This is a genomic window from Streptomyces sp. NBC_01255 (assembly GCF_036226445.1).
Lineage (GTDB): Bacteria > Actinomycetota > Actinomycetes > Streptomycetales > Streptomycetaceae > Streptomyces.
Window position 1 is genome coordinate 6705716 of record NZ_CP108474.1, and the last position, 13173, is coordinate 6718888.

Annotated in this window: 13 protein-coding genes; 8 read left to right on the plus strand and 5 right to left on the minus strand. The window is 73.8% G+C overall.

The genetic code is table 11. The annotated features are described in order from the left end of the window. The first annotated feature begins 184 nt into the window (after positions 1-184). Positions 185-682: a cupin domain-containing protein gene (locus OG357_RS30340; protein ID WP_267042929.1), complete on the plus strand. Its 498-nt coding sequence runs from the start codon at positions 185-187 to the stop codon at positions 680-682. A gap of 24 nt (positions 683-706) precedes the next feature. On the opposite strand, the gene OG357_RS30345 is transcribed toward OG357_RS30340, so the two are convergent. After that, on the minus strand, positions 707-1477 hold the full coding sequence (locus tag OG357_RS30345) for an IclR family transcriptional regulator (protein ID WP_024761148.1): 771 nt from the start codon (positions 1475-1477) through the stop codon (positions 707-709). Positions 1478-1648: 171 nt separating this feature from the next. Here OG357_RS30345 and OG357_RS30350 point away from each other — a divergent pair, with 171 nt between their 5' ends. Next, entirely contained in the window at positions 1649-3142 is a 1494-nt protein-coding gene (locus tag OG357_RS30350; RefSeq protein WP_329624164.1) for an aldehyde dehydrogenase (NADP(+)), read from the plus strand. A 3-nt stretch (positions 3143-3145) separates the two neighbouring features. Here the strand turns inward: OG357_RS30350 and OG357_RS30355 are convergent, their stop codons facing one another. Beyond that, positions 3146-4165 carry a zinc-dependent alcohol dehydrogenase family protein gene (locus OG357_RS30355; RefSeq protein ID WP_329624165.1) on the minus strand — a complete coding sequence of 340 codons (1020 nt, stop codon included), beginning with the start codon at positions 4163-4165 and terminating at the stop codon, positions 3146-3148. Positions 4166-4265: 100 nt separating this feature from the next. Between OG357_RS30355 and OG357_RS30360 the strand changes: the two genes are divergently transcribed. Continuing rightward, on the plus strand, positions 4266-5180 hold the full coding sequence (locus OG357_RS30360) for an AraC family transcriptional regulator (protein ID WP_329624166.1): 915 nt from the start codon (positions 4266-4268) through the stop codon (positions 5178-5180). Positions 5181-5186: 6 nt separating this feature from the next. Here the strand turns inward: OG357_RS30360 and OG357_RS30365 are convergent, their stop codons facing one another. Further along, on the minus strand, positions 5187-6575 hold the full coding sequence (locus OG357_RS30365) for an MFS transporter (protein WP_329624167.1): 1389 nt from the start codon (positions 6573-6575) through the stop codon (positions 5187-5189). A 70-nt stretch (positions 6576-6645) separates the two neighbouring features. Between OG357_RS30365 and OG357_RS30370 the strand changes: the two genes are divergently transcribed. From OG357_RS30370 to OG357_RS30385, 4 genes are all read left to right on the plus strand, one after another. Continuing rightward, the gene (locus OG357_RS30370) at positions 6646-7662 is read left to right on the plus strand and encodes a GlxA family transcriptional regulator (RefSeq protein WP_329624168.1); all 1017 of its coding nucleotides are present in this window, start codon (positions 6646-6648) and stop codon (positions 7660-7662) included. A gap of 6 nt (positions 7663-7668) precedes the next feature. Continuing rightward, positions 7669-8145 carry a GNAT family N-acetyltransferase gene (locus tag OG357_RS30375; RefSeq protein WP_329624169.1) on the plus strand — a complete coding sequence of 159 codons (477 nt, stop codon included), beginning with the start codon at positions 7669-7671 and terminating at the stop codon, positions 8143-8145. Between the two features lie 66 nt (positions 8146-8211). After that, entirely contained in the window at positions 8212-8928 is a 717-nt protein-coding gene (locus OG357_RS30380) for a DsbA family oxidoreductase (protein WP_329624170.1), read from the plus strand. Positions 8929-9035: 107 nt separating this feature from the next. Beyond that, a complete protein-coding gene (locus OG357_RS30385; protein ID WP_329624171.1) occupies positions 9036-10094 on the plus strand; it encodes an aminotransferase class V-fold PLP-dependent enzyme in 1059 nt (352 codons plus the stop codon). 34 nt (positions 10095-10128) lie between these two features. Here OG357_RS30385 and OG357_RS30390 read toward each other — a convergent pair whose 3' ends face one another. After that, positions 10129-10689 carry a MarR family winged helix-turn-helix transcriptional regulator gene (locus tag OG357_RS30390; protein WP_329624172.1) on the minus strand — a complete coding sequence of 187 codons (561 nt, stop codon included), beginning with the start codon at positions 10687-10689 and terminating at the stop codon, positions 10129-10131. Between the two features lie 114 nt (positions 10690-10803). Between OG357_RS30390 and OG357_RS30395 the strand changes: the two genes are divergently transcribed. Continuing rightward, complete coding sequence (locus tag OG357_RS30395; RefSeq protein WP_329624173.1) at positions 10804-11871, plus strand: alkene reductase; 1068 nt, start codon at positions 10804-10806, stop codon at positions 11869-11871. Positions 11872-11941: 70 nt separating this feature from the next. On the opposite strand, the gene OG357_RS30400 is transcribed toward OG357_RS30395, so the two are convergent. Further along, entirely contained in the window at positions 11942-13042 is a 1101-nt protein-coding gene (locus OG357_RS30400) for a pyridoxal-phosphate-dependent aminotransferase family protein (protein WP_329625745.1), read from the minus strand. Positions 13043-13173 lie beyond the last annotated feature (131 nt).

Sequence of the window (13173 nt, forward strand, 5' to 3'; positions counted from 1 at the left end):
CCACGTTCCCGTGAGGGGTGCCGGTGCCACGTCCTGCCGTGTGCTGAACCGTCTCCGCCGCGCGGGGGAGGAGCCCTCCGCCTCGCCCCGCCTCGGGGGAGGCGGGACGAGACGGAATTGACCCATGATTTGCATGATCAATTGACCCATTCCCCGGGGTCAATGGCCCACTAAAGTAGTGATCATGAACGAGAACGCGACCTTCGCCCCCCTCCTGACCCGCGCCGCCACCGCCGAGACCACCGCCGACCCGAGCAGCGTGATGACGCTCCTCGCCGACTCCGACACCACCGGCGGGCAGCTCACGAGCTACCGCTCCTCGTTCGCGAAGGGCGCGGTCGGCGCCCCGGCGCACTTCCACACCAAGGCCTCGGAGATGTTCTTCGTCCTCGGCGGCTCGCTCCAGGTCCTCGTCGGCGAAGAGCTGACCGTCCTGGAGCAGGGCGACTTCCTCCTCGTCCCGCCGCACACCCCGCACGCCTTCGCGGCGGCGCCCGGCGCCGAGGCGGACGTCCTCTTCGCCTTCACGCCCGGCATGGCCCGCTTCGACTACCTGCGCCTCCTCGGCCGGGTCATGCGCGGCGAGGCGAGCTTCGAGGAGATCAAGGCGTCCTCGGAGCAGTACGACAACCACTACGTGGACAGCCCGGTCTGGCAGAAGGCCCTCGCCGAGCGTGGCTGACGCCCTCTGTCGGTCGGGGCGGGCTCAGAGGCGGCGGGTCGCCAGCGTCAGCCGGTCCCGCGCGTCGAAGAGCGCGTCCTTGATCATCTGCTCGTGGGCCGGGGTGAGCCGCGCCACCGGCACCGAGCAGCTGATCGCGTCCCGCGCCGGGGTCCGGTAGGGGATCGCGATCCCGAAGCAGCGCAGCCCGAGGGTGTTCTCCTCGCGGTCCACCGAGAAGCCCTGCTCGCGGATGACGTGCAGCTCCTCGATGAGCTTCTCGCGGTCGGTGATCGTGTGCTCGGTCAGCGCCGGCAGGGTTTCCGGGAGCAGCTTGCGCACCTGCTCGTCGGTGTGGGTGGCGAGCAGCGCCTTGCCGAGCGAGGTCGAGTGCGCGGGCAGCCGGCGCCCGACCCGGGTGAACGGCCGCAGGTAGTGCTGGGACTGGCGCGTCGCCAGGTAGACCACGTTGGTGCCGTCGAGCCGTGCGAGGTGGATGGTCTCGGTGGTGTCGTCGGAGAGCCGGTCCAGCGTCGGCCGGGCGGCGGCCACGACCTCGTCGCCGTCGATGTACGAGGTGCCGACGAGCAGCGCCCGCACCCCGATGCCGTACCGCGTGCCGGTGGCGTCCGTCTCCACCCAGCCCAGCTCGACCAGGGTGCGCAGCAGCATGTACAGGCTGGACTTGGGGTAGCCGACGGCCTCCTGGACGGCGGCGAGCGAGTGCATCCCGGGGCGCCCGGCGAAGTACTCCAGCAGCTCCACGGTCCGCACCGCGGACTTCACCTGTGCCCCACCCGCGTCGGCAGTCGCCATGACCCTCGCCCCTTTTTCCGTTGTCCGGTCGTCCCGGCGGTCGCCCCCGGCCCGCCCTGGCCACCTGGCCGAGCGGGCCCCTTGTGGAGACGGCCGGGCCGTCAATAGAGTCCCTCGCAGACGCGTTCATCTACGGGAACGGCGTTCAGAATAGCGAACAGGGGCGTGGCGGTGGCGGCAGAACCAGTGTGGAGTGTGGACCCCCGGACGGGGAAGCCGCGCGAGCAGGTTGCGGTGGAGGCCACAGCGGAGGAGGTCGACCGGGCGGTCAGGGCCGCGCACGGCGCCCGGGACGCGCTCGCCGACCGCACGGTGCGGGCCGCCTTCCTCCGTACCGCGGCCGACCTCCTCGACGAGGCGCGCGAGCACGTCATCGAGGCCGCCGACGCCGAGACCGCCCTCGGGCCCGTCCGCCTCACCGGCGAACTCGCGCGGACCACCGCCCAGTTGCGGGCCTTCGCCGAGGTCGTCACGGAGGGGTCCTTCCTCGACATCCGGATCGACCTCCCCGACCCGGACGCCACCCCGCCCCGGTCCGACATGCGCCGCTGGAAGATCCCGCTCGGCGTCGTCGCCGTCTACGCGGCCAGCAACTTCCCGCTCGCGTTCTCCGTGCCCGGCGGCGACACGGCGAGCGCCCTCGCGGCCGGCTGCCCCGTGGTGGTCAAGGCCCACCCCGACCACCCGGCCACCTCCGAACTCTGCGCCTCGCTGCTGCGCCGGGCCGCCGCCAAGGAGGGCCTGCCCGAGGACGTCGTCGTCCTCGTCCACGGCTTCGACGCGGGCGTGGAGCTCGTCCGCCACCCGCTCGTCGCGGCGGCGGGCTTCACCGGATCGGTACGCGGCGGACGGGCGCTCTTCGACGCGGCCGCCGCCCGGCCCGTACCCATCCCCTTCCACGGCGAACTCGGCTCCCTCAACCCGGTCGTGATCACCCCGGCCGCCGCCGAGGAGCGCCCCGAGGAGCTCGGGGCCGGCCTGGCCGGCTCCATGACCCTGGGCGCGGGCCAGTTCTGCACCAAGCCCGGATTCGTCCTGGCCCCCCGCGGCGAGGCAGGCGATCGCTTCCTCGCCGCCCTCACCGCCAGGGTCAGCGAGACCGAACCGGCCGTCATGCTCGACCACCGCATGCGGGACGCCTTCGTCACCGGGGTCGCCGAGCGCGGCGCGCTCGACGGGGTGCGGAGCCCCGTCACCCCGGGCGCGGGCGGCGAGCACACGGTCAGCGCGGGCGTCCTCGCCGTCGACGCCGGCCGGCTCACCGGCGGCGGCCACCACCTCCTCCTGGAGGAGTGCTTCGGACCCGTCACCGTGGTCGCCCGCTACTCCTCCCGCGAGGAGGTCACCGCCGTCCTCGCCCTGCTGCCGGGCAACCTCACCGCCACGCTGCACATCGCCGAGGAGGACGAGGCCGCGGCTCCGCTCCTCGCCGAACTCACCCCGCTCGCGGGCCGCGTCCTCGTCAACGGCTGGCCCACCGGGGTCGCCGTCGCCGCCGCGCAGCACCACGGCGGCCCCTACCCGGCCACCACCTCCACCAGCACCTCGGTCGGCGCGACCGCGATCGAGCGCTGGCTCCGCCCGGTCACGTACCAGTCGACCCCCGGGCACCTGCTCCCGCCGGAGCTCCGGGACGGCAACCCGCTGGACCTGCCGAGGCGTTGACCCTCAGTGGCGCACGCGCACCACGATCTTCCCGGTGTGCGTGTTGGACTCCATCAGCCGATGGGCGTCGGTGATCCGCTCCAGACCCTCGAAGGTCTCGGCGATCACCGGCGCCAGGGACCCGTCCCGCAGCCCCGAGCCGATGAACCCGGCCGCGCGCCGCCGCCCCTCCTCCGTCCTGGCGAGCGCCCCGTTGGCGTATCCGTGCGTGGTCAGCGGCCAGTTCATCGACAGCTCGACCGGCCGCGGGTCCAGGAAGCCGTACAGCACGGCCGTGCCACCGGGCCGCAGCGCGTCCCCGAGCCGGGCGAAACCGGGCCCGCCGATCGCGTCGAACACCAGGTCCGCGCCGGCCCCGCCCGTGATCCGCCGCACCTCCTCCACCAGGGCATCGGCGTCCTTGTCCTCCGTCACGATCACGTGCGCGGCCCCGAGCTCCAGCAGCCGCTTCCGCTTGCCCTCGCCGCGCGTGGTGGCGATCGGCACCGCGCCGATCCGCAGCGCGGTCTGGATCGCGGCCGTCCCCACCCCGCTCGACGCCCCCGTGATCACCACATGGTCGCCGGGCCGCAGTCCACCGGTCAGGACCATCCCGCCGTACGCGGTGAAGTACGTCAGCCAGACCGCCGCCCCCGTCACCGCGTCCACCCCCTCGGGCCGGGCCACCACGTACTCCTCCGGCAGCACCACGTGCTCCGCGTACACGCCGTGGATCCCGAAGTCGAAGTTGGCCGCCGCCATCACCGGATCGCCCGGGGCGTAGGCGGTGACGCCCGCGCCGACCTCCTCCACCACGCCCGCCGCCTCGTAGCCGAGCCGCGAACCGGGCAGCGTCGCCGGGTAGTAGTAGGTGCCCTCGCGGAACAGCGCCTCGGCGCGGTTGAGTCCGATCGCCTCGACCCGTACGAGCACCTCCCCGGGCCCGGGGGCGGGCAGCGCCACCTCCTCCACCGTCAGCACCTCGGGGCCGCCGGTCTCGTGGAACAGAACCGCCTTGGTCGTCCTGCCAGTTGTCGTCGTCATGCCTCGACCGTACGAAGGTGCGGCGAGACGATCCATATCCCCATGACTCCCGGTCATATCCGATCGTCTCGCCCCCCTCGACGAGGAGTACGGTGCCGGGATGGACGTACTGAGCGATGCCATCGCCGCCATGCGCACCGGGCGGCCCCACTCCTCCCGCACGGTCCGCTTCGCGCCCTGGGGCTTCCGCTTCGCCCCGAGCAAGGGCGCCGGATTCCATGTCGTCCTCCAGGGCACCGCCTGGCTCATCCCCCCGGACGACGGCGCCCCCGTCAGGCTCGGCCCCGGCGACGTCGTCCTGCTCGCCCACGGCACCGGCCACGGCCTCGCGGACCGCCCCGACACCCCGCTCGTCGACGCCCTGCCGGCCGCCGACGGCTCCTGGCCCACCGTGCCCGACCGGGGGCCCGTCGGCGCCGAGGAGACCCTGCTGCTCTGCGGCGCCTACCAGCTCAGCCGGGCCCGCGCGCACCCGCTCCTCACCGAGCTCCCCCCGTACGTCCACCTCCCCGCCCGGGTCGGCGCCCACCCCCGGCTGCGGGCCGCAGTCGACCTGCTCGGCGCCGAACTCGCCGAACCCCAGCCGGGATCCGACGCCATCGTGCCCGCCCTGCTCGACACCCTGCTCCTCTACCTGCTGCGCACCTGGTGGCTCACCGAGTGCGGCGACCGGTCCGCCGGCTGGTCGGCCGCCCTGAGCGACCCGGTGGTCGCCGGCGCCCTCCGGGCCCTCCACGACGACCCGGCCAGAGCCTGGACGGTCGAGGAACTCGGCGCCCTCGGCGGCCTCTCCCGCGCGGCCTTCGCCCGCCGCTTCACCGCCCTCGTCGGCCGGTCCCCGCTCGCGTACCTCACCTGGTGGCGCATGACGACGGCGGGCCGCCTCCTGCGCACGGACGACCTCCCGCTCCGCGCGGTGGCCGAACGCTCCGGATACTCCTCGGAGTTCGCCTTCGCCAAGGCCTTCAAGCGGGAGTACGGGATGGCCCCGGGCCGCTACCGCAAGGGCGCCTGAGCGCGCTCAGCGGGCCGGGCGACCCGGCAGGCGCAGCGAGACCAGGGTCGTCAGGGCGAGCAGCCCCGCGCTGATCAGCAGGCTCGTCCGCAGCGCCGTCTCCATGCCGGCCATGTCGTGGGCCGCCAGCGAGCCGAAGACCGCGATCGCGAGCGCGCCCGCCGTCTGGCGGATCGCGTTGAGCAGGCCCGCCGCCGTGCCCGCGCGTTCCGCCGGCACCGCCTCCATCATCGAGGCGATCAGCGGCGGCAGCGAGAAGCCCGCGCCCAGCGCCAGCGGCACGAGCAGCAGGGCCTGGGACGGGAGGGAGGAGTCCGCGTCCACGGCGAGCAGGCCGAGCAGGCCGGCCACCGCGACCGCCTGGCCCACCACGATCGGCAGCCTCGCCCCGTACCGGGCCGCGGCCTTCGCCGACAGGAGGTTCACCCCGGCGAGCAGCCCCGTCATCGGCAGGAACATCAGCCCCGCGCCCAGCGCCGAGAGGCCGAGCACCTGCTGGAAGAAGAGGCTGAAGACGAAGATCATCCCGTAGAAGGCCACGCTGTTCGCCGCGCCCGCCGTCACCGCCACCGCCACCGTCGTGTTCCGGAAGAGCCCCAGCGGCACCATCGGATGGCGCCGCCGCGCCTCGATCAGCAGGAAGGCGGCCAGGGAGACGGCCGCGACCCCCAGCGCCCACCAGGCCCCCGTCCCGCCCTCGATGGCCGCGAAGGTCAGCGCGCCGACCGCCGTCCCGGCCGTCAGCTGCCCCGGCACGTCGAGCGGCGCGGGCCGCCGCTCCGAGCGCGCCACCCGGGTCAGCAGCGCGAGCGCGAGAAGCCCGAGCGGCAGGTTGACGAAGAAGATCCCGCGCCAGCTCCAGGCCGTCGTCAGGGCCCCGCCCACGACAGGGCCGAGCGCCACCGCGACCGTCCCGCCCGCCGCCCACAGCGACACCGCCCGCGCCCGCCGCTCCGGATCGCCGTACGCCTCGCGCACCAGGGCGAGCGAGGCCGGCAGCATCACGGCCGCCGCCGCGCCCTGCACCGCCCGGGCGGCGAGCAGCGAGGGGAGGCCGGGGGCCAGCCCGCAGGCGGCCGAGGCGAGGGTGAAGGCGACGACCCCGACCCCGTACGCCCGGGCCGCCCCGAACCGGTCGGCGAGCGCCCCGCTGGACAGCAGGAGCGCGGCGAACACCAGCGTGTACGCGTCGACCACCCACTGGAGACCGGTCATGCCCGTGCCCAGGTCGGCGCCGATCGCGGGCAGGGCGACGTTGACCACCGAGGTGTCGAGGGTGATGAGGGCGAAGCCGAGCGTCGCGGCGGCCAGGGCCGGAGCCGGACCGGGGGAGGGTGTTCCGTCAGACGTGTCGCGGCGGGTGGCGGGGGCTTCGGTGAGGTCGGTCGATGACATGTCCCCACCTTCGTGACCGGCGCGGACGTAGAGTAGTGGCCGGAATGCCATATGCCCGGAGGTTCTGGCCATGTCGATCACGCACGCCGTCCCACGCGTCCAGCGCGTCGCCGTGATCGCCGCCCCGCCCGTCTCCATGTTCAACCTGGCCATTCCCGAGATGCTCTTCGGGAAGGTCGAGATCGACGGCCGGCCCGGGTACGAGACGGTCATCTGCGCCCCCGACCCCGGTCCCGTCGCCACCACCGGCGGCCTCGACCTGCTCGTCCCGCACGGCCTCGACGCCGTGGACGCCGCCGACACCGTGATCCTCGCGGGCAGCGGCTCGTACACGGACCCCGACCCCCGCATCCTCGACGCGCTGCGCCGTGCCGCCGCCGCGGGCAAGCGGATCGCCTCGATCTGCACCGGCGCCTTCGCGCTCGCCGAGGCGGGGCTGCTCGACGGCCGGGCGGCGACGACGTACTGGGCGTACCGGGAGCTGCTCGCCGAGCGCCACCCGGCCGTCGACCTCCAGGACGACGTCCTCTTCGTCCAGGACGGCCCCCTCCTCACCTCCTCCGGATACGCGGCGGGCATCGACCTCTGCCTCCACGTCATCCGCACCGACCACGGCGCCGCCGTCGCCAACACCGTCGCCCGGCTCGCCCTCGTCGCACCCGTACGGCCCGGCGGCCAGACCCAGTTCACCCAGACCCCACTGCCGCCCGAGCGCGGGATCTCCTTCGCCGACACGCGCGCGTGGGCCATGGGGCGCCTCGACGAACCGCTCACGCTTACCGACCTCGCCCGGCACGCCGGGACCTCCGTCCGCACCCTCTCGCGCCGCTTCCACGCCGAGACCGGGGTCAGCCCGCTCCAGTGGCTGCTCCACCAGCGCGTCGAGCGGGCCAAGGAGCTCCTGGAGGCCACCTCCCTCGGCATGGACCAGGTCGCCCGCGCGAGCGGCCTCGGCTCGGGGGACTCGCTCCGGCAGCACCTGCTGCGGCGCACCGGCCTCACCCCGAGCGCGTACCGGGCCTCCTTCAGCCGCCTGGCCGCGCGGACCGGGCTCCCCGGAACCGGAGCGCGGGCCGCCGCGTCCTGAACCTTCATGATCCGATACGCGACCGCCGCCGATCTCGACGCCGTCACCGCCCTCCACACCGAGGCCCGGGCCACCTACTACCGCGGCCACCTCCCCGAGTCCGCCTACGCGGGCCCCGACGAGCTCGCCCGCTCCCGGACCGGCTGGGCGGGCGCGATCGAGCGCGGGGCCGTGCTGTGCGCCGAGCTCGACGGGGAGGTCGCCGGGATCGCCGCCTACGGCGAGCGTGACGGCGTGATGTTCCTCAGTCAGCTGCACGTCGCCCCCGCCCACTGGCGCCGGGGCGTCGGCGGGTCCCTCCACGCGGCCTGCGTCGAGGCCTGGCGGGCGGCGGGGGTAGCCGCCGCCGTCCTGGAGGTCTTCGAGAAGAACGAGCGCGCCCAGGCCTTCTACGCGGCCCACGGCTGGACCCCCGACCCGGACTCCCCGCGCTCCGGCAACCACCTCGTGCTCCGCCTCACACTGGCGCCGGAAACGGAATGAACCGGGCCGGTGGAGGCGTTCCCGTCGACGAACACCCCCACCGGCAACCCCTCGGAGAGAAGTCCCATGCGCGTCGAGATCTGGTCCGACATCGCCTGCCCCTGGTGCTATGTCGGAAAGGCCCGCTTCGAGAAGGGTCTTGCCGCCTTCGCCCACCGCGACGACGTCGAGGTCGTGCACCGCTCGTTCGAGCTCGACCCCCACCGCGCCAAGGGTGACACCGGCCCGGTCCTGGAGATGCTGGCGAAGAAGTACGGCCGCACCCTCGACGAGGCCCGCGCCATGGAGCAGCACGTCGCCGACAACGCGCACGCCGAGGGCCTCGGCTACCGCACCGACGGCCGCGACCACGGCAACACCTTCGACATCCACCGGCTGCTCCACCTCGCCAAGGCCCGCGGCCGGCAGAGCGAGCTGCTCGACCTGGCCTACCGCGCCAACTTCGCCGAGGAGCGCTCCGTCTTCGACACCGAGACCCTGGCGACGCTCGGCGTCGAGGCCGGTCTCGACGAGGCCGAGGTCCGGGCCGTCCTCGCCGACGACTCGGCCTACGCCGACGCCGTACGGGAGGACGAGCGCGAGGCCGCCGAACTCGGCGCCAACAGCGTGCCGTTCTTCGTCCTCGACCGCCGCTACGGCGTCTCCGGCGGCCAGCCCGCCGAGGTCTTCACCCAGGCCCTGGAGCAGGCCTGGCAGGGCCGCGCCCTCCAGCCCGTCGGCGGCACCGCCGGCGCCGGCGCCGACGCCTGCGGCCCGGACGGCTGCGATGTGCCGCAGGCCTGACCGGTGCACGCGCACCCATCCTGACCTGCGCGGATAAGGGCATCTTGGAGATTCCCCACGGTCGAAACGCCATTGACGGGTGATCGTGGGGGATCCAGGGTGGGGGCATGGATTCCCTGCATCAGCCGCTCGGCGGCGCCGAGTTCGCGCCCAAGAAGACCTATCTCAACACCTCCGCCTGCGGGTTGCTGCCCCGCCGGACGATCGATGCCGTCACGCTCCTCGCGGAGGAGACCGCCGACGGCCGCTCCGACGGCGCGGGCAGCTTCGCGATCGTCGACGAGGCACGGGCGGCCTTCGCGCGGCTCGCCCACGTCTCGCACGAGCGCGTCTCCGTCGGCAGCTCCGTCGCCGTGCACTGCGGAATGATCGCCCAGTCGATGCCCGCGGGCTCCGAGATCCTCTTCCCCGAGGGCGACTTCGCCTCCGTCATCACCCCGTTCACGATCCGCGGCGACCTCAAGGTCCGCTTCGTGCCCCTGGACCGGCTCGCCGAGTCCGTCCGCCCCGAGACGGCGCTCGTCGCCTTCTCCGCCGTGCAGTCGGCGGACGGCCGCACGGCCGACTTCGCGGCGGTACGGGCCGCGGCGGCCGCCCACGGTGCCCGGACGCTCCTGGACGCCACGCAGTCGGCCGGCTGGCTGCCGCTGCACGCGGGGGATTGGGACTACACGGTCGCCGGTGCGTACAAGTACCTGCTCTGCCCGCGTGGGGCGTCCTTCCTCACCGTCACCGAGGAGGCGCAGGACTCGCTGCTCGCGATCCACGCCAACTGGGTCACGGGCGAGGAGCTGTGGGCGAACGTGTACGGCCCGGTCCGCGAACTGGCCCGCTCCGCACGCCGCTTCGACGAGCCCGCGGCCTTCTTCTCGTACCACGGGGCGGCCCGCTCGCTCGCGCTGCTCGAAGAGATCGGCATCGACCGTATCGAGGCCCACGACAAGGGGCTCGCGGCCCGCTTCCGCGCCGGACTCGTCGAGCTCGGCCACACGCCGGTCATGGACGACTCGACGGTCGTCGCGATCCCCGGCCTCGGCGACCGGGCGGACGCGCTGCGCGACGCCGACGTGCTGCTCTCCGACCGCGCGGGCAACCTGCGGGCCTCGTTCCACCTCTACAACACGGCGGCGGACGTCGACCGCGTCCTGGACGTCCTGGCTGGCTGAGCACGCCGCACCGCCGGGCGCCCCGCCCCCGGCGTCAGCAGTTCTTCGGCAGCGGCGGGCAGTCGCCCTCCTCGCCCGCCTCCTCGTACAGGTTCTCCGCGACGAGCCCGAGCAGGCGGGCCAGCTCCGCCCGGTCGGCCTGGGCGAGCCCGCCGAGCGATAGGTCCTCCAGGCCCTTCCAGGCGCCCTCGACCCCAGTGCGCAGTGCCAGGCCCTTGTCCGTCACCTCGACGAGGACCGCGCGCCGGTCGGCGGGGTCCGGGCGGCGGCGGACATGGCCGCACTGCTCCAGCCGCTGGAGCATCTTCGTCACCGTCGAGGGGTCGAGCCCGAGGGACTGGATCAGCTCCGACTGGCGGACCGGCCCGGAGTCCCACAGGCGCATCATCATCAGCTCCTGCCCCGGGTAGAGGCCGAGCTCCCGCAGCCGCCTCCCCATGGCGATCCGGTGCATCCGGGCGACCCGCGCCAGGGTGTGGCTGACGGGCCCGCCGCGCGCGGCGTCCGGCAGCGGTTCGCCGCACACACCGGTGGGCGCCGCGGCGCGGGGCTCGGTACAGACGGGGTCGGTACAGACGGGGTCGGTTCCGGACATCAGTGCTCCTCGGGACGGCTCTCCCAGAACTTTACCTTGGTCGGCCAATGAATGGGTTACAGTGACAACGGCCCGATTAGTTGGCCGACCACATAATGATGTGAGGGAACCGCCATGACCACTGCCTTCGACCCCGTCGACCTCGCCGGCACCCGTCTCGCCAACCGCATCGCCATGGCCCCCATGACCCGCAGCCGGGCCGAGAGCGAGAGCCGTACCCCCACCGCGCTCGTCGCCGAGTACTACGCCCAGCGCGCCTCGGCCGGTCTCATCATCACCGAGGGCGCCCAGCCGACCGCCATCGGCCAGGGCTACCCCAGCACCCCCGGACTGCACAGCGCCGAGCAGATCGCCGCCTGGCGCGAGGTCACCGACGGCGTCCACGAGCGCGGCGGCCGGATCTTCGTCCAGGTGATGCACGCTGGCCGGATCAGCCACCCCGAGGTCCTCGGCAACGGTCTCCACCCCGTCGGCCCGTCCCCGGTCGCCCCGGCCGGGCAGCTCTTCGCCGGCACCGGACTCATCGACTTCGTCGCCCCGCGCGAACTCACCGCCGACGAGGTACGCGAGACGATCGCCGGCTTCGCCACCGCCGCCCGCAACGCGATCGAGGCCGGCTTCGACGGCGTCGAGATCCACGGCGCCAACGGCTACCTGGTCTCGCAGTTCCTCTCCACCAACTCCAACCGGCGCACCGACGAATGGGGCGGCCCGGTCGAGAACCGCATCCGCTTCGCCGTCGAGGTCGTCAAGGCCGTCGCCGCCGAGATCGGCCCCGAGCGCACCGCCCTGCGCGTCTCCCCGGCCAACACCTACAACGACATCGCCGAGACCGACACCGCCGAGATCTACCCCGCCCTCGTCGAGGCGATCGACCCGATCGGCATCGCCTACCTGCACGTCACGGAGCCCACGCCCGAGGTCCGCGAGCTGACCCTCGCCCTGCGCAAGGCCTTCTCCGGCACCTTCATCCTGAACCCGGCCAGCGAGGGGCCGACCGGGCCCGACGCCCTGGCCCTGGTCGAGGACGGCACCGCCGACCTCGTCGCGTACGGGGCGCTGTTCCTCGCCAACCCCGACCTGCCGGCCCGGCTCAAGGCCGGCGGCCCGTACAACACCCCGGACACCGCCACGTACTTCGGCGGCGACCACCGCGGCTACACCGACTACCCCGCGCTGTAGCCCGTGCCACGCACGACGAGGGGCGGGGTCCGGCCACCGGACCCCGCCCCTCCCTATACGCCCGTACGTCCTACTTCCAGGCCTCCGTGACCGCGCGCCGCGCGCCCTCCAGATCCACCGTGCGGCCCGTGTCGCCGAGCGCCGCGCCCAGCGCCGCGAGCGAGGACTGCACGGCGCCCGGAGTCGCGTCCACCCCGTAGTGGTTGACCCGGATCATCTCCTTGGCCAGCGCCCCGCCGCCCGCGATCAGCGGCAGCGACGGATCCGCGGAGAGGGCCTTCGCGACCAGCTCCGAGGCGTCCACCCCGGCCGGCACGCGCAGCGTCGTCGCGACCGGGGCCGCGTCCTTCGCCTCGTACACGTACGGCTCGAGACCGCCGCCCAGCGCAACCGCTCCCGCGCGGGTCGCGGCCGCCGCCGAGGAGTGCCGGGCCATCAGCGCGTCCAGGCCCTCCGCCTCGATCCGCTCCACGCACGCCTCGAGGGCCAGCATCTCCAGCTGCGCCGGAGCGTGCAGCAGCGCCTTCCGGCCGCCGTCGATCCACCGCTCCTTCCAGTCCAGGAGGGAGAGGTACGAGCGACGGGGCGCGGCCGGGTTCGCGGCGAACCGCTCCCAGGCCCGCGCGCTCACCGAGACCGCCGAGACGCCCGCCGGGCCGCCCATCGCCTTCTGCGCGCCGATGATGCACATGTCGACACCCCAAGCGTCCGGCAGCACCGGCTCCGCGCCGATCGACGCCACCGCGTCCAGGTAGAACAGCGCGCCGTGCGCCCGCACGACCTCGCCGATCTCCGCGACCGGGTTGGTGTTCCCGGTCGCCGCCTCCGCGTGGACGAGCGACACGAAGTCGATCTCCGGGTGCTCGGCGAGCGCCCGCTCCACCTGAGCGGCCGTCACCGCCGTGTGGAAGGGCACCTCCAGGTCGACGACGGTGGCCCCGCAGTCCCGCAGCCAGTTGCCGAAGGTCTGCCCGTACGGACCGGTGACGACGTTCAGCGCGGTCGAACCGGCCCGCGCCCCGCTGCGGATGCACCCCTCCAGGGGAAGCAGCGCCTCGCCCTGGGTGATCACCACGTCCTGCTCCGTGGAGAGCAGCGCGGCCACCCGCCGCTCGATCGACGCGAAATGCGCGGCGGTCAGCGGGGCCAGGTCCAGGAGCGGATGTGTCACGGTCACGGCGGTGCCTCTTCGACTCGGTGCGGTGCGGGCGGAACTCCCGATCAGGGTACCGACGCCCGCCCGCGCATCCCCCTGGCCCACCTGCACAAAAGGGATCTTCGTCATGATGCAACCGTCAAGGG

Coding starts and splice junctions, on each gene's coding strand:
- OG357_RS30340 (WP_267042929.1), top strand. CDS start 185: ATGAACGAGAACGCGACCTTCGCCCCCCTCCTGACCCGCGCCGCCACC.
- OG357_RS30360 (WP_329624166.1), top strand. CDS start 4,266: ATGGACGTACTGAGCGATGCCATCGCCGCCATGCGCACCGGGCGGCCC.
- OG357_RS30370 (WP_329624168.1), top strand. CDS start 6,646: ATGTCGATCACGCACGCCGTCCCACGCGTCCAGCGCGTCGCCGTGATC.
- OG357_RS30355 (WP_329624165.1), bottom strand. CDS start 4,165: ATGACGACGACAACTGGCAGGACGACCAAGGCGGTTCTGTTCCACGAG.
- OG357_RS30390 (WP_329624172.1), bottom strand. CDS start 10,689: ATGTCCGGAACCGACCCCGTCTGTACCGACCCCGTCTGTACCGAGCCC.
- OG357_RS30375 (WP_329624169.1), top strand. CDS start 7,669: ATGATCCGATACGCGACCGCCGCCGATCTCGACGCCGTCACCGCCCTC.
- OG357_RS30380 (WP_329624170.1), top strand. CDS start 8,212: ATGCGCGTCGAGATCTGGTCCGACATCGCCTGCCCCTGGTGCTATGTC.
- OG357_RS30365 (WP_329624167.1), bottom strand. CDS start 6,575: ATGTCATCGACCGACCTCACCGAAGCCCCCGCCACCCGCCGCGACACG.
- OG357_RS30385 (WP_329624171.1), top strand. CDS start 9,036: ATGGATTCCCTGCATCAGCCGCTCGGCGGCGCCGAGTTCGCGCCCAAG.
- OG357_RS30345 (WP_024761148.1), bottom strand. CDS start 1,477: ATGGCGACTGCCGACGCGGGTGGGGCACAGGTGAAGTCCGCGGTGCGG.
- OG357_RS30395 (WP_329624173.1), top strand. CDS start 10,804: ATGACCACTGCCTTCGACCCCGTCGACCTCGCCGGCACCCGTCTCGCC.